Raw genomic sequence first — 15,320 nt, 5'->3', positions numbered from 1 at the left:
CCTGCTTCAGGCCGTCACTCCGGTGTGATATCCGCGCCTAGAGTCTTGATCTCAAATGTGTTTAGATACCTCAACGTCAAAGCCAGTGAATTGTTGCCATGAATCTAAAGGAAACTATCGTCCGTGAGTTCAGTGAATTATCGCCAGAACTACAGCGGGCTGCCGAATTCTCACTGCAGAATGCCAATCAACTGGTGGTGCAATCCATGCGCACCTTTGCGCAGCAGGCCGGAGTGAAACCGGCAACGCTGCTGCGCCTGGCGAAACGGCTGGGCTATAACGGCTGGAGTGAACTCAAAGACGCATTCATCGATGACATCGGCCTGCGCAATGATACCTATGTCTCGAAAGCGGAAAAGCTGGTGGCCGCCGGCACGCAACCGCAGCTGTATGATGCGATGTTTCAGGCCCACCAGACCAACCTGGCCTTTACGCAGAACGAAAACCGCCAGGCAATGGAACAGGCGGTGACCTTACTCGATGCGGCTGACAATGTTTACATCTGCGGCTTCCGCGCCAGCTTTCCGATCGCCTGGTCATTATTTTATGTGTATCGGCTGTTCAATCGTCAGGTATCACTGGTGGATGGTCTGGCGAGCAATATCGAAGTTTTCACGCGTGAACTGACCGCCGCGGATTGCCTGTTACTTACCAGCTTTGCCCCTTATTCACGCGAATCACTTGATGTACTGCGCGCAGCGCAGCAGGCGGGCGCAAAGATCATCGCCATTACCGACTCACCGGTCTCGCCGCTGGCGCAGGCCGCTGATTGCTCGCTCCGGTTTTCACTGGACAGCCCATCGTTCTTCCCGTCAGTCGTCTCTGGCATGGGCCTGGCCGAGTGCCTGCTGGCGATGCTGGTGGCCCGTCATGGACGTGATGCGGTCAGTAAAATTGAAAACGCCGAACGCTATTTAATCGATTCCGGCGCTTACGTGCATGCCGGCAAATCCTGACAGATGATTCATTTGTATCTGTCATAAGAATATTGAATGCGATTGAATCATTATTGCGTTGACGTGATTCAAATGGATCCTGCAAGATACGTTTCAACAACGAAGCGTATTCAGGAGCAGGACCAGCATGAGCCGTATCATTCACCGCAGTCTGCGCAGCGTGCCCGCCGTGGCTACGCGCGCACACGGGGCCTACATTTTTGATGCACAGGGAAAACAGTATCTTGATGCCTGCGGTGGCGCCGCCGTTTCCTGCCTGGGCCACGCCCATCCTGACGTCCTCGCAGCCATGCATCGTCAAATCGATCAACTGGCTTATGCGCATACCAGTTTCTTCACCAGCGATACCGTTGAACAGCTCGCTGAACAGTTAACGCGCACCGCACCGGGCGATATTAACTATGCCTATTTCGTATCGGGCGGTTCTGAGGCGGTGGAAACCGCGCTGAAACTGGCCCGGCAATACTTTGTTGAGATCGGACAGCCCGCGCGTACCCGTTTCATCGCCCGCAAACAGAGCTACCACGGCAATACGCTGGGCGCGCTGGCGGTGGGTGGCAACGAATGGCGCCGGCGTCAGTTCGCGCCCCTGTTAATCGACGTGATTCGTGTTTCCGCCTGCAATGAGTATCGCGATCGCCGTGCCGATGAAACCCAGCAGCAGTATACCCAGCGGCTATTGAGCGAGCTGGAGCAGGCGATTATCGATGCGGGCCCGGAAACGATTATTGGCTTCTGCGCGGAGACGGTGGTCGGTGCGACCAGCGGTGCCACGCCGCCGACGCCGGGCTATCTGCAGGGGGTACGTCGCCTGTGCGACAAATACGGCATTTTGTTTATCGCCGATGAGGTGATGTGCGGAATGGGGCGTACCGGCACACTGCACGCGTTCGAACAGGATGGCGTGGTACCTGATTTGGTTACCATTGCCAAAGGACTGGGTGGCGGTTATCAACCCATCGGCGCGGTGCTGGCCAGTGAGAAGATCGTGTCTGCGCTGCAGGCCGGCAGCGGTCTGTTCCAGCATGGACACACTTATATTTGTCACGCGACAGCCGCTGCGGCGGCGTTAGCAGTACAGCAGGTGATTGAGCGCGACCATCTGCTGGAGGCGGTTCAGCAGCAGGGCGCTTATCTGCACAAGGCGCTACGCGACGTGCTGGGGGAGTTACCGCACGTGGGTGATACGCGCGGCCGCGGCCTGTTTGCCGGTGTGGAGCTGGTGCGTGATAAAGCCACAAAAACCCCGTTCGATCCGGCGATGAAACTTCACGCAGCCATCAAGGCCAACTGTATGGCGCGCGGTTTGCTGGTCTATCCGATGGGCGGCACGCTGGACGGGCAATATGGCGACCATATTTTAATTGCCCCACCGTTTATCGTCACCCCGCAACAACTGGATTTTGTCGTGGATACGCTGAACACCGTGATACGTGAAGAGACCGGCAAATTATGATTAACCGATTACCGCCGCTGGCGGAGCAGGACTGGGATGAGCAGCAACGTCCGCTCGCGGAAGAGATTATCAACGGGCCGCGCGGCGCGCTGCTGCCACCGTTTGAGCCGCTGCTGCGCAGCCCCGAGTTAATGGCACATGCACAGCGTATGGGGGAATATCTGCGCTATCGCAGTGCGCTGGGCCAGCGGTTATCGGAACTGGCGATTTTAATGACGGCAAGGCACTGGTCACAGCCGGTAGAGTGGGCAATCCATGCGCCGATAGCGCGCGAAAAGGGGATTTCTGCTGCAGCGGTGCAGGCCATCAATGAAAAACGTCAGCCCGCGGATTTGCAGCCTGATGAGTGGGTGATTTATCAGTTTTGCCAGCAGTTACATCAGCAACAGAAAATCAGTGATGCTACCTGGCAACAAGCCATCGATTTATGGGGCGAGAAAGGCGTGGTGGATTTGATAGGCATTAACGGCTATTACAGTTTTCTCTCGATGATCATGAACGGCGCACAGACGCCGGTACCCTTTACGCAGGATCACTTGCTTCCTGCATAAGTTGTCGCATTACCCCGGGCGTACCTGATGCGCCCATTATATTAACCACCTTCTTTGACCATGTCCGCCGGGTTATTTCGCTGGATGACAATCATTGCACGCTACATTACTGACGCTGAGGGTTATTATGTCTGCATTTTTAAATAAATTAAAGGTTACACTGGCATTGGTTGCCTGTTCCGCCAGTTTTATCGCTGCGGCGCAGGATAAATTAACCGTCGGGGTTGATACGGCTTTTGTTCCTTTTGAATTTAAGCAAGGTGATAAATACGTCGGCTTTGACATTGATTTATGGGATGCCATCGCGAAGAAAATGCATGTCAGCTATGAATTACACCCAATGGACTTTGGTGGCCTGATTCCGGGGCTGCAATCACAGAATCTGGATGTCGCGATGGCAGGCATTACCATTACCGATGCGCGTAAGCAGGTGGTGGATTTCAGCAACGGTTATTATGACGCCGACTTATTAATGGCTGTCAAAAGCGATGATAACAGCATTAAGAAATTCAGCGATTTAACCGGCAAGAAAGTGGGTCTGAAACAGGGCACGGCCGCAGCCAGCTTTATGAAAAGTAAATACAAGGCAAATTATGTTGAGTTTCCTAATATCGACAACGCCTATCTGGATTTGCAGGCTGGCAACCTTGATGCGGTGGTCCACGACTCGCCCAATGTGCTGTACTACGTGAAAACGGCGGGCGATGGCAAAGTCAAAGCCAGCGGTGAAAACGACACGATTCTGCCGCAGCAGTATGGCTTTGCCATGCAGAAAAACAGCAGCCTGACGCCTAAGATCAACGCCGCGCTGCAGGCCCTGCGCGCGGATGGGACTTACAGCAAAATCTACGTGAAATGGTTTGCTAAGCAGCCGAAATAATCCTGCCAGGCCGGAGCTCTCCGGCCTTGTTTAGCGTTTACAGGTTAAATTATGAATTTTGACAGTAAATATATTTGGGAATCTCTGCCGCTACTGCTGCAGGGTCTGCAGCTGACCTTGATTATTTCGCTGTCAGGTCTGCTGGGCGGTTTTATTATTGGCTTACTGGCGGGAACCTGCCGTGCTCTGGGCGGAAAAATAGCCAAAACGCTATCACTTATTTTTGTCGAGCTTATTCGCGGTACGCCCATCATGGTGCAGGTAATGTTCATCTATTTTGCACTGCCGATGGTATTGCCGATAAGAATAGATCCTGTCACCGCCGCGATCGTAACCATTGTGATTAACTCCGGTGCCTACATTGCTGAAATTACCCGGGGCGCGATCCTCTCAATTAATAAAGGCTTTAGAGAAGCGAGTCTGGCGATGGGCTTATCGCAGCGCAGTACGCTGTGGTATGTCATTATGCCTTTAGCGTTACGCCGCATGATTCCGGCTTTGGGTAACCAGTGGATTATCAGTATTAAAGATACCTCACTGTTTATTGTGATTGGCGTGGCAGAACTGACGCGTCAGGGGCAGGAGATCATTGCGGGTAATTTCCGTGCGCTGGAAGTGTGGACGGCGGTGGCCATGATTTATCTGCTGGTGACGTTATGTCTGAGCTTTTTACTGAAGCAGCTGGAAAAAAGGATCCATATTTTATGAGCATGGTTGAATTTAACGCAGTGTCGAAAAATTTCGGTGCCACGCAGGTCCTGCACAATATCAATTTAAAAATTGAGTCCGGCGAGGTGGTGGTGATTATTGGGCCTTCAGGCTCGGGTAAATCAACGCTGTTACGCTGCATCAACAAACTGGAAGAGATCTCATCCGGGACGCTGCTGGTCGCCGGAATGCACATCACCGATCCGCATGCGAATGAATGTGATATCCGCCGCGAAGCCGGCATGGTGTTTCAGCAGTTCCACCTGTTCCCGCATCTGACTGCGCTGGAAAACGTGATGTTCGGCCCGATTCGCGTGCGTCATCAAACGAAAGCCGCGGCGCGCGAGCAGGCGCTGGCGTTGCTGGAGCGCGTCGGCTTGCGCGATCGCGCCAGCCATTATCCGTCTGAACTTTCAGGGGGGCCAGCAGCAGCGCGTGGCGATTGCCCGGGCATTGGCCGTCAGGCCGAAAATGATGCTGTTCGATGAGCCAACCTCCGCGCTGGATCCGGAGTTACGTCATGAAGTGCTGAAAGTGATGCGCTCGCTGGCTGAAGAGGGCATGACCATGGTGATTGTGACGCATGAGATTGGCTTTGCCCGCGATGTGGCTTCGCGGCTGATCTTTATTGATGGCGGTACCATTGCCGAAGATGGGCCACCTGATATGCTGCTGACTGCCAGCCGTAATCCGCGTCTGAAAGAATTTTTGCAACATGTATCCTGAAATGAAGTGAAATAACGCTATGAAAAAAATCGACTTCCGTGGTTCGGCTTTTGTTATTGGTCAGCAACTCGGTGACTTTAGCCGTGATGCCTGGCATAACAAACTCAGGCATACCCGTCTCTGGCAAACGGTCACCGCCATGAAAGATACGCAGCAAATCCGCAATATGCGCGCGCGGGTCCAGCGCCAGTTTCCGCTGATCTGGCAGGAGCTGGAAGGGCTGGCTGAAGGATTACAGGCACCGATTGACGAGGTGTTTGCGTGGAACTGCCGGGGCGATCTGGTGCGTTCAACTTCGGATGGTTGCACCACGGTGGCGGGGAAAAGTGCCAGCGGGGAGTTGATCATTGCGCACAACGAAGATGGCTTTCCCCAGCTGCGTGACGACTGTGCGCTGGTCACCGTGACCCCCGATGACGGGCTCGCGTTCACCAGCTTCGCCTATCCGGCATCACTTTGCGGTCACACTTTTGCCGTTAATGAAAAGGGCATCGTTAACACCGTCAATAACATTCGCGCTCAACATCGTCCGGATGGCATGCCGCGCCAGATCATCGCCCGCGCGTCGCTGAACGCGACCACGCTGGATGAAGCGATCGCCATACTCAGCGCCACGCCGCGCGCCGGCGCGTTTCACCATACGCTGGGGCAGCAGGGCGATAGCCGCCTGATCAGTATTGAAGCGACAGGCTCAGGCTGTTCAGTGATCGCACTGACTGCGCCTTTCGGGCACGCTAACCATCTTATTCACCCGCAGCTTGCCGCCGTCGAACAGGTGGTCACCGCCAGTTCCGGCTCGCGCCAGCAGCGTCTGGATACATGGCTGACGACGCAAACAGCGGTAGATGGCGCGGCGGCCAGGGCGATTTTATCGGATCAGCAGGATGCAGCGTTGCCGATTTACCGGCTGTCGCCGCAGGATCCGGATGAGGAAAATACCCTCGCCACGGCTATTTTTACCCTGAGTGATGACGCGGTGACGTGGCAGATCTTCACGCGCGACCGCCAGCGCGCCGCTTTGCAATCTGCTGGTCGTCAATGAGGTGGTATTTTTAATCTCCACAGCCCATCACTGAAGCCGTACAGTGATTGCTGGCAGCGCGCTAACCTGCGCTGCCAGCAATACTGACTATGTTACTCGTGGAAACGCGCTTCTTCGGACATCAGACATCCGTCGCTGAAACTCCAGTCATCGACGGTGTTAAACTGAATAATCACCATCACATCCTGCGGATCGATATCCAGCGATTGCGAGAGTTGCTGACACAATCTGCGACACAGCTTGTGCTTCTGTTCGCGGCTGCGCGGCTTGCCCGCAGTAATCATGAACTGAACAAAATTCTCTGAACGCCCGCGACTTTTATAGTGGCGATCAAACACCCTTAGCCGCGCCGGCAGTTCTTCAAATACCTGAAAGCGGTCGCCGGGTGGAACGGCAAATTCGTCCTCCAGACTCTGTTGCAGGATGTCGGAAATCTGCGTTAATTGCGCGTCGCTATAACCCTGACGCAGTATGATGCGGGTAAAAGGCATGAGGGTTACGCCTCTTCCAGACAGCTTAGCGCTGACACCGCCGCCGGCCAGCCGGCATAAAAGGCCAGATGGGTGAACACTTCGACGATCTCTTCTCGTGCCAGGCCATTCTGTAGCGCGAATTCGATATGCCACGGCAGCTGTTGCACCCGCCCCAGCGCCGTCAGTGCGGCCAGCGTAATCAGGCTGCGTTCGCGCGGCGTAAGCGCGTCACGTTGCCAGATGTCATCGAAAAGAACCTGCTGACTGAGTTCGGCCAGCTTTGGCGCGATGCGCGCCAGCGTTTTACTATCGAGTGTTTTTGCCATGATGTTTCTCCGTATTGACTCAGCCGCGATTGTGGCGAAACATAACCATCCTGAAAATCAAATAAAACACCGTCATTCATCCCATAAATCAGGACGATCATGCAAAAGTTAGCTCAGACGCTGGATCTCGATGCGCTGCGCAGTTTTGTCACCGGCATGGAGTGTGGCAGTTTTGCGCAGGCCGCCGTGCGGCTCTGTCGATCCACTTCGGCGGTCAGCGCCCAGCTGAAAAAGCTGGAGCAGCAATGTGGCAGCAAGCTGGTGGAGAAAAGCGGGCGTCATCTGGCGTTAACCCGTGAGGGGGAAGTGATGATGGGTTATGCCCGCCGTCTGCTGGCATTGAACGACGAAGCACTGTGCACCTTCAGCGGTACAGGGCTGCAGGGGGAAGTGCGCCTGGGCATGCAGGAAGATTTTGGTGACACTCTGATGCCCGGTATTCTGGGCGAATTTACACGTCACCATCCCGGGCTGCAGATTATCGCCCGCGTGGCGCGTAATCAGGAGCTGCTTGCAGCGCTGGACAGCGATGCTCTTGATATGGCGCTGTTGTGGCAGGCACAACCGCTGCAGCGTAAAGGCGTGTTGATCGGCCAGTTCCCGCTGGAGTGGATCGCCCACCCCGACTGCGACGTCAGCGCGATGATAAGCCAGGGCGAACCGCTGCCGCTGGTGATGTTTGATAATCCCTGCCTGATGCGCTCGCGCGCCATCGACAGTCTGGACCGGGCGGGCATTGCATGGCGAATCGTGTTTGTCAGCCATAGCCTGAGCGGCATCTGGGCGGCGGTGCGGGCCGGTCTGGGGATCACCGTGCGCACGCGGGTCGGCATGCCCGCTAACCTGGTGAGCGCCGGCAATGTTTTGCCGCCACTGGGCGCGCTGGGCGTTACGCTGGAACAAAAAAGTGGCAGCCAGACTGAACCGAATGCGCAAAACCTGCTGGCCAGACTGATGGAAAATGCGCTGCGCAGCCTAGAGCCGTTACCGGGTCTGCGGCCCGCCTGAATTGCTGCTACAGTTACTTCGCAATCAGCAGCGCATCGGCGATATCCAGCATGGCGCGCAGGCGATCCATGTGCCGCAGATCCTGATGATAGCCTACCCAGATATCGCGTGAAGGCGGCGGCTGTGGGGTAGGAATCCGCTGCAGTCCGGCGGTGGCATCGCCCAGCGGCTGGGGTAACACCGCCACGCCCATGCCGCGCCGGCACATCTGCGCCTGCACCGCCCGGCTGGTGCTGGTAAAAGCCCGCCGTGACTGTGGAAATTGATCGAGCAGCCAGACGACGTCCGGAAAATGGGCTTGTGCGGTATTCATCAGGATCAGCCCCACTGAGGCGGGGTCGTGTTGCAATGCGCGGGCATTTTCAGGCGTGCCGTATAACGCATAGGGCATGCTCATCAGGCGCCGCTGGACAATATCCGGCTCGGTAAAAGGCACAATGCGAAAAGCCACGTCGGCGTCGCGTCGCGACAGATTGAGCAAACGGTAGCTGGCGATAATTTCGGGCACGATAGCGGGATGGCGCTGTGTCAGCTCGCTCAGTACCGGCGCCAGCACGGCGGTGGCAAACCACTCGGCACAGGAGATGCGCAAAATGCCTTCCAGTCGCGGGTGATTGCCCGCAAGCCGTCTCTCCATCGCCAGCGCAGCATTTTCCATACTTTCCGCCAGGCCCAGCACGGCGTCACCGGCATCGGTTAACACCAGGCCATCCGGCGTGCGGCGAAACAGCGCCTGATGGGCCTGCGCTTCCAGCACCTTAATGCGACGACCCACGGTCGGATGGCTGACGCCGAGCCGGCGCGCGGCCTCGCCATAAGATCCGCTGCGCATCACCGCCAGAAAGATCCGTACATCGCTCCATTCCATTGCGCTCGCCCCCGTTCAAAAATGAACGTCGAATATACAAAAATGGCAGTTCTCAAACAACTTTGTAGCTATCACCATAACGGCATCATACAGACTGAACTGATTGAGGATTGCAGAACATGAAAAAGCTTCAGGACAAAGTTGCCCTCGTAACCGGCGCATCTAAAGGCATTGGTGCGGCGATTGCCCGCCAGCTGGCCGCCGACGGCGCAAAGATCGTCGTCAACTATGCCGCCGATAAAAACGGGGCGGATAAGGTGGTCGCCGCTATTGAGGCCGCCGGTGGCTCGGCGGTGGCGCTGGCAGCGGATGTCACCGATCAGTCGCAGGTTGAGGCACTCATTCAATCTACCCTCGCGCAGTTTGGCCGGCTGGACATCGTGGTGAACAATGCCGGCGTGTATCAGTTTGCGAAGATCGAAGAGAGCAGCGAAGCGCTGTATCGCAAGCAATTTGACATCAATGTGCTCGGGCCGCTGCTGGTGACGGGCGCCGCCGTGCCACATCTGGGCGAGGGCAGCAGCATTATTAATATCAGCTCATTTGTAACGCGGGTATTTCTGGCGGAGAGCGCTATCTATAGCGGCAGCAAAGGCGCGATTGATGCCATTACCGGCGTGCTGGCGCGCGAACTCGGCCCGCGCGGCATCCGCGTCAACGCGGTCAATCCGGGGTTAATCGAAACCGAAGGCACGCACAGCACCGGCGCGATGGGATCGGAGTTTCAGCGCTGGAACGAAAGCCAGACGCCGCTTGGCCGTATTGGCCAGGTGCAGGATATTGCGCCGATTGTGGCTTATCTCGCTTCCGACGATGCCGGATGGGTGACGGGCGAGGTGATGATGGCGTCTGGCGGCATGCGTTAACGGGAGAAAAGGATGCATCAGATGATGGTGGTATGTGTCGGCGATGAAACCCATCGCTTTGACCGCGACTATTATACCCACACGCACCTGCCGCTGGCGCTGGCGTGCTGGCAGGATTATGGGCTCATTTCGGCGGAAGCGTTCTATCCCGCTTCAGACCGCAGCGGCTGGCTTTCCATCGGTGTTTACACGTTTGGCTGTCAGCAGGATGTCAACCGGGCGCTGGAGTCCGAACAAACCAAAAGGGTGATGGCAGATGTGGTGCATTTTACCGACGCCACCACGGTGATTCGCAGCCATTTCATTCCCTTCTGAACGGCAGCGACGCCGCCGCGCGGTTATGCCTTCCATTCACCGGTTTGACAGCCTGCTTAATGAACGCATTGTGCATTAAGCAGGCATCCCGGCAGCAAAAACGGGACGCGCTGGTGCCAAATCAGGACAAACCAATCCCTGAATCTGGTACGTGGCGCTGCCTTTTGCTATTTCATGTGTGAGCTATCACCGCAGCAGCACACAGGACGCAAACATGAATTTTTACAGCAGCAGAGAATTTACGGGTTCCAAAGCCTGGGAGTCTCAGCATATTGCCAGCTTTGATAACACCAGCGTTAAACTGCACTGGACCGATCAACCCTACAAATGGCATATCAATGACGGACAAGAGGTGTTTGCCGTTATGGATGGTTGCGTTGACATGTTCTACAAACAAGCGGGTGAAGTGAGAACCCAACGATTAACCACCGGCGATATTTTTTATGCCAGCGAAGGCACTGAACACGTGGCACATCCGCAGGGTGTAGCCCGGGTGCTGGTGATTGAACAAGCGGGATCGGTTTGATGCGACGCCTAAACCCCGGTTATTTCACGATCGACGAAGCCTGATCAGCGCGATTACCGGCTATGACGCGCCGGCGATGACAGTCGGCGGGATCGAGCCGTTCTCCCCGGGCAGAATAAACGGCCAGTTCAGGTAACGGTTCGCCGTTGGCGTTATCCAGCAATACCGAGTGTGTCTCGCCTTTTTCAAATAAATAACGCTCTCCCCACTGGCGCATCGCCACGACGATTGGGAAGACGGCTCGTCCCCGTTCGGTCAGCACATATTCCTTGTAGGCGCTGCCATCTGACGCCGGACAACTCTCAAGCACACCGACTTCGACCAGCAGTTTCAGCCGTGACGCCAGGATATTTTTTGCCAGTCCAAGGTTTTTCTGGAAATCACTGAAGCGGCGCACATCATCAAACGCTTCACGGATGATCATCAGACACCAGCGTTCGCCAATCACCTCCACGGTCCGGGCGACCGGGCATTCGCTGGTTCTGAGCGCTTCCTGTTTGGCCATCTTCTCTCTCACTCTGCTGATTTACTGACGGCAGCTTAGCCTTCAGTAAAACAAGTTGCAAAAAAAAACCTCCGCTGCTACTTATAGAATAAATCGGTTTCAAAAAAAAACCACATAAGGATGCAACATGACTTGCACCAGTGATACCCCTGCAACCTCTGAGGCGCCTCTTTCGCCAGCGACGACCTCAGTGCTGTCGCCTCACATCATTTTTCTGTTCTCACTGACCTGCGCGCTGGCTGTCGGCAATGTCTATTCTGCGCAGCCATTGCTGGAATCCATCTCCGCAACGCTGCTGGTTTCGCCCGGCACCATCGGCCTGGTCATCACGGCAACGCAGGCGGGTTATGCCATGGGATTGTTCTTGCTGGTGCCGCTCGGCGATCGCTTTGATCGCAAAAAGCTGGTGGTCACGCACCTGCTGCTGTCGGTGCTGGCCCTGATCGCGGCGGCGTTAGCAGAGAGTTTGCTGGCGCTGCTGGTGGCGATGCTGCTGGTGGGGCTGATGGCGGTGGTGACGCAAACCGTGGTGGCGTGGGCCGCTATCCTGTCGGCACCGGCTCAGCGTGGCAAGGTGGTAGGCAGCGTCACCAGTGGCATCGTCATGGGCATACTGCTGGCGCGGCTGGTCTCTGGCATCATCGCCGATATCGCCGGCTGGCGGGCGGTGTATATGACCTCAGCCGCGCTGATGCTGCTGATTACCGTGCTGCTGGTGAAAGTGATACCTGCTGCCGGTCCGCAGAACACAGCCACTTCCGTGGCCGGGCTGCTGGGGTCTGTCCCGCGTCTTTTTGTCACCGAGCCTTTGCTGCGTCAGCGTGGCGCGCTGGCTCTGCTGATTTTTGCCGCGTTCAGCATGTTGTGGAGTTCCATGGTTTTGCCGCTCACGGCCATGTCGCTTTCCCATACGCAAACAGGGCTGTTTGGTCTGGCTGGAATAGCCGGAGCGCTGGCGGCTTCCAGAAGTGGCGCCTGGGCTGGCAGGGGAACCGGGCAGCGCGCCAGCGGATGCGCACTGGTTTTATTAACGCTCTCGTGGCTCCCGATCGCCTTCGCGCAGGCCTCATTATTGTTGCTGGTTATTGGTGTGATCATGCTGGATTTCGCCGTGCAGACGGTGCATGTCATCAACCAGAGCATGCTGATTGCCGGCAAACCCGCTATCACCAGCCGGCTTATCGGTGCCTATATGTGTTTTTATGCGGCAGGCAGCGCGCTGGGCGCTATTGCTGCCACCCAACTCTATGCGCACTGGGGATGGTATGCCGTGTGCGGCGGCGGGGCACTGGTCAGTGCCTGCGCACTTATTCTCTGGTATGGAACACGTCAATCATGAAATTATCACACCTGCTGCTGGCCATCGGTATTACCGCCATCTGGGGCATTAATTTTTCGGTGATTAAATTAGGGCTGCACGCCATCGATCCGTTTATTCTGGCAGGGCTGCGTTTTACGTTGTGTGCCATCCCGGCGCTCTTCTTTATTAAAAAACCTGACGTCCCGTGGCGCTACCTTATTGGTTACGGCTTGGTATTCGGCATTGGCTTGTGGGGCCTGGTGAATCTGGGGATAAAAACCGGGCTGTCGGCGGGGATCGCCTCGCTGGTGCTGCAGTTCAGTGCCTTTTTCACTCTGCTGCTCGGCAGTTATGTGTTCAAAGAACAGCTCAGCCGCTATCAGATCGCTGGCTTTGTGCTGGCGTGCAGCGGATTGATGAGCATTGTGTTTATTACCGACGGCTCGGTGATGTTTGCCGGGTTGCTGCTGGTGCTGGCAGGCGCCATAGCCTGGAGTATTGCCAATATCATCATGAAAAAAGCCGGCACGAAGCAGGTATTCGCGTTTCTGGTCTGGTCGAGCGCCTTTTCGCCGCTTCCGCTTTTTCTGCTGGACGGATTAATTAATGGCAGCGCGGGCTACAGCGCATTAATCAGCCATATGGATACCCATGCGATATTGTCCATTCTGTTTCAGGTCTACCCCAATACGTTATTAGGCTACTGGATCTGGAATTCATTGCTTAAACAGTATCCTGTCTCCACCGTCGCGCCATTATCGCTGCTGGTGCCGGTATTCGGCATTCTCGGTTCGATGATGATATTTGGTGAAGCTATTTCTCCGATGAAAATCGTGGCGCTGGTACTGATTATTACCGGGCTGGCGGTTGGGTTATATGGACAACGCATCAAACGTTATTTCATTCCGCAATCGGATTCGCTGTGATCAGCAGCCCGCTGATGAGCCGTGATCCGACAAGAGCGGGCATCCCGCCCGCTCTCTCTGTCAGTGAAAATCCGCTTACTGCACCACGAAACGCGCGACTGAGCCTTCCAGTGTCGACGCCTGATCGCGCAGTGCGCTGGCGGCGGCCGATGATTCCTGCACCAGCGCGGCGTTCTGCTGCGTCACGCTGTCCATCTGAACGATAGCGACGCCGACCTGCGAAATGCCGCGATTCTGCTCATCGGATGCCTGCGCGATTTCGGCGAGGATGCTGGTTACGTTGCCAACGGAATGCACAATTTCATCCATGGTTTTACCGGCCTGACCCACCAGCTGTGAACCACTGCTGATACGCGCCACCGATTCGCCAATCAGGGTTTCGATCTCTTTGGCCGCCTGAGCGCTGCGCTGCGCCAGACTGCGCACCTCGCTGGCGACCACGGCAAAGCCGCGTCCCTGCTCACCGGCGCGCGCTGCTTCTACTGCTGCGTTTAACGCCAGGATATTGGTCTGGAAAGCAATGCTGTTAATGACGGTGGTGATTTCGGCGATTTTGCCGGAGCTGGCGCTGATCTGGTCCATGGTTTCAACCACGCCTTTGACCAGCGAGCCGCCCTGATTGGCCTTCTCCGAAGTGGCACGCGCCAGTTCGCTGGAGTGATGAATGTTTTCCACGTTCTGCTTCACGGTAGCGGTTAACTGCTCCATGCTGGCTGCCGTTTGCTCCAGCGCGGCCGCCTGCTCCTCGGTGCGGGCGGAAAGATCGTTATTGCCTGCAGCAATTTCTGCGGAAGCGTGGCTGACCTGCATCACGCCGCTGCGAATGTTACCAATGATGCCGCGCAGATCGTTGCTCATCTCACCGACCGCCTGCATCAGCTCGCCCAGTTCGTCCTTACGCGAAGTTTGCAGCTGTACGCTCAAGTCTCCCTGCGCAATCTGCCGCGCGACGTTCAGTGTTACCGCTAAAGGACGGGTAATCTGCCGGGTGATAAACACCGCAATCAGAATGCTGATTACCACAGCCGCCGCCAGGATCAGCGACATCCACAGGATTGCCCGGGCGATATCCTGGTGCGTGGCGGCCAGCTGCTGGGTAAATAATTGATTACTGGTATTAGTCAGATGCAGGCCCGCGATGGCAAGCTGGCGGGTCGCTTCCACTTCTTCTTCCGCGGAGGCGTTGTAGTCCTGCACGCTGTCGCGTCTGGCCGCCAGCGTTACGGCAATTTTATCCAGCGCGTTGCTGTCATCAGCGCTCAGGCGTGGTCGAGCCTGGTCAATGAGTTGAATCGTTTCAGCTATAAAGCCTGACAAAGCCAGACGGTTTTCCTCACTGTTGTCCAGCGCCATCAGCTTTACACGAATACTGATACCATTCAGATATTTAGCGATTTCATTGAGCGCGGTTGCCGTATCCTGCTGTGTGCTGACGTAGTTTCTGGCCAGCGCGGCAACCGCCGTGGTTTCGTCACTGAAGCGCAGCGCCTGCAGAATGCTCTGGCGCTTATGCACTTCGTTCACCGTTTCTGCACGATGCTGACGATAAAGGTTCATCGCAGCCGGCAGAGAGGCAATCAGCGCGGTCTGCGCGCTATCCCATCGCCAGGTTTTCAGCTGGTTGATACTGCCCTCAATCGCCTGCAGTCGCGATTCGTTGTCGGCAATGAATTTTTCATCGTGGGTTTTTACGTATTGGAGGCGGGCATCTTTAGCCTGCGCGAACTGATCGTTAATGCCTTTCAACTGGCTGAGTTTTTCCGCACGTTCCGCGATGTCGTGCAGGTTTTTGATGCCACAGGAAGCTACAGCAATGCTGAGGATAAGCAGCACACCAAACCCGAGCATGAGTTTTCTGCTGACTCTGATATCTTCCAAAAAAACACGT

The 15,320-nt window shown here is 56.0% G+C and carries 17 protein-coding genes and 1 pseudogene; 13 read left to right on the top strand and 5 right to left on the bottom strand.

Translation table 11 applies throughout. The features are described from left to right. Nucleotides 1-98: 98 nt before the first annotated feature. From AC6I8F_RS22415 to AC6I8F_RS22385, 7 genes and pseudogenes are all read left to right on the top strand, one after another. The gene (locus tag AC6I8F_RS22415) at nucleotides 99-956 is read left to right on the top strand and encodes a MurR/RpiR family transcriptional regulator (protein WP_104093462.1); all 858 of its coding nucleotides are present in this window, start codon (nucleotides 99-101) and stop codon (nucleotides 954-956) included. Nucleotides 957-1,083: 127 nt separating this feature from the next. Then, entirely contained in the window at nucleotides 1,084-2,412 is a 1,329-nt protein-coding gene (locus tag AC6I8F_RS22410) for an aspartate aminotransferase family protein (RefSeq protein WP_058770403.1), read from the top strand. Continuing rightward, nucleotides 2,409-2,963, top strand: coding sequence for a carboxymuconolactone decarboxylase family protein (locus tag AC6I8F_RS22405; protein ID WP_498028914.1), 555 nt, complete (start codon nucleotides 2,409-2,411; stop codon nucleotides 2,961-2,963). The genes AC6I8F_RS22410 and AC6I8F_RS22405 overlap by 4 nt, the downstream gene beginning before the upstream one ends. A gap of 127 nt (nucleotides 2,964-3,090) precedes the next feature. After that, nucleotides 3,091-3,843, top strand: coding sequence for a glutamine ABC transporter substrate-binding protein GlnH (gene glnH, locus AC6I8F_RS22400; RefSeq protein ID WP_498028913.1), 753 nt, complete (start codon nucleotides 3,091-3,093; stop codon nucleotides 3,841-3,843). Between the two features lie 51 nt (nucleotides 3,844-3,894). Continuing rightward, a complete protein-coding gene (glnP, locus tag AC6I8F_RS22395; protein WP_498028912.1) occupies nucleotides 3,895-4,551 on the top strand; it encodes a glutamine ABC transporter permease GlnP in 657 nt (218 codons plus the stop codon). Nucleotides 4,552-4,553: 2 nt separating this feature from the next. Then, nucleotides 4,554-5,277, top strand: a pseudogene (gene glnQ / locus AC6I8F_RS22390) (glutamine ABC transporter ATP-binding protein GlnQ). Nucleotides 5,278-5,296: 19 nt separating this feature from the next. After that, nucleotides 5,297-6,319: a C45 family autoproteolytic acyltransferase/hydrolase gene (locus tag AC6I8F_RS22385; RefSeq protein WP_498028911.1), complete on the top strand. Its 1,023-nt coding sequence runs from the start codon at nucleotides 5,297-5,299 to the stop codon at nucleotides 6,317-6,319. Nucleotides 6,320-6,411: 92 nt separating this feature from the next. Here AC6I8F_RS22385 and AC6I8F_RS22380 read toward each other — a convergent pair whose 3' ends face one another. After that, nucleotides 6,412-6,810, bottom strand: a complete 399-nt coding sequence (locus AC6I8F_RS22380; protein ID WP_021508831.1) for a tautomerase family protein — start codon at nucleotides 6,808-6,810, stop codon at nucleotides 6,412-6,414. 5 nt (nucleotides 6,811-6,815) lie between these two features. Beyond that, nucleotides 6,816-7,118, bottom strand: a complete 303-nt coding sequence (locus tag AC6I8F_RS22375; RefSeq protein WP_088517450.1) for a carboxymuconolactone decarboxylase family protein — start codon at nucleotides 7,116-7,118, stop codon at nucleotides 6,816-6,818. Between the two features lie 99 nt (nucleotides 7,119-7,217). Between AC6I8F_RS22375 and AC6I8F_RS22370 the strand changes: the two genes are divergently transcribed. Further along, entirely contained in the window at nucleotides 7,218-8,126 is a 909-nt protein-coding gene (locus tag AC6I8F_RS22370; protein ID WP_498028910.1) for a LysR substrate-binding domain-containing protein, read from the top strand. Nucleotides 8,127-8,139: 13 nt separating this feature from the next. On the opposite strand, the gene AC6I8F_RS22365 is transcribed toward AC6I8F_RS22370, so the two are convergent. Next, nucleotides 8,140-8,994, bottom strand: coding sequence for a LysR family transcriptional regulator (locus AC6I8F_RS22365; RefSeq protein ID WP_058758955.1), 855 nt, complete (start codon nucleotides 8,992-8,994; stop codon nucleotides 8,140-8,142). Nucleotides 8,995-9,113: 119 nt separating this feature from the next. Between AC6I8F_RS22365 and AC6I8F_RS22360 the strand changes: the two genes are divergently transcribed. The 3 genes from AC6I8F_RS22360 to AC6I8F_RS22350 all read left to right on the top strand — a co-directional run bounded on the left by AC6I8F_RS22360 (nucleotide 9,114) and on the right by AC6I8F_RS22350 (nucleotide 10,701). Further along, nucleotides 9,114-9,860 (top strand): SDR family NAD(P)-dependent oxidoreductase, encoded by a 747-nt coding sequence (locus AC6I8F_RS22360; RefSeq protein WP_394517577.1) that lies wholly within the window; start codon nucleotides 9,114-9,116, stop codon nucleotides 9,858-9,860. A 21-nt stretch (nucleotides 9,861-9,881) separates the two neighbouring features. Further along, complete coding sequence (locus AC6I8F_RS22355; RefSeq protein WP_223815658.1) at nucleotides 9,882-10,175, top strand: EthD family reductase; 294 nt, start codon at nucleotides 9,882-9,884, stop codon at nucleotides 10,173-10,175. Between the two features lie 214 nt (nucleotides 10,176-10,389). Beyond that, nucleotides 10,390-10,701, top strand: coding sequence for a hypothetical protein (locus AC6I8F_RS22350; RefSeq protein ID WP_058758957.1), 312 nt, complete (start codon nucleotides 10,390-10,392; stop codon nucleotides 10,699-10,701). 19 nt (nucleotides 10,702-10,720) lie between these two features. Here the strand turns inward: AC6I8F_RS22350 and AC6I8F_RS22345 are convergent, their stop codons facing one another. After that, nucleotides 10,721-11,206, bottom strand: coding sequence for a winged helix-turn-helix transcriptional regulator (locus AC6I8F_RS22345; protein ID WP_058781018.1), 486 nt, complete (start codon nucleotides 11,204-11,206; stop codon nucleotides 10,721-10,723). Between the two features lie 127 nt (nucleotides 11,207-11,333). On the opposite strand from AC6I8F_RS22345, the gene AC6I8F_RS22340 reads away from it, so the two are divergent. Together AC6I8F_RS22340 and AC6I8F_RS22335 are read left to right on the top strand one after the other, a co-directional pair. Then, nucleotides 11,334-12,545 (top strand): MFS transporter, encoded by a 1,212-nt coding sequence (locus AC6I8F_RS22340; RefSeq protein ID WP_498028909.1) that lies wholly within the window; start codon nucleotides 11,334-11,336, stop codon nucleotides 12,543-12,545. Next, nucleotides 12,542-13,432: an EamA family transporter gene (locus AC6I8F_RS22335; RefSeq protein ID WP_498028908.1), complete on the top strand. Its 891-nt coding sequence runs from the start codon at nucleotides 12,542-12,544 to the stop codon at nucleotides 13,430-13,432. Before AC6I8F_RS22340 ends, AC6I8F_RS22335 begins: the two co-directional genes overlap by 4 nt. A 75-nt stretch (nucleotides 13,433-13,507) precedes the next feature. On the opposite strand, the gene AC6I8F_RS22330 is transcribed toward AC6I8F_RS22335, so the two are convergent. Then, on the bottom strand, nucleotides 13,508-15,280 hold the full coding sequence (locus AC6I8F_RS22330) for a methyl-accepting chemotaxis protein (RefSeq protein ID WP_223815660.1): 1,773 nt from the start codon (nucleotides 15,278-15,280) through the stop codon (nucleotides 13,508-13,510). Between the last annotated feature and the right edge of the window lie 40 nt (nucleotides 15,281-15,320).

The sequence above is a fragment of the gamma proteobacterium symbiont of Axiagastus rosmarus genome (genome assembly GCF_059730925.1).
Note: the sequence above shows the minus strand (reverse complement) of the source record. Positions and strands in the feature narration are given on the sequence as shown.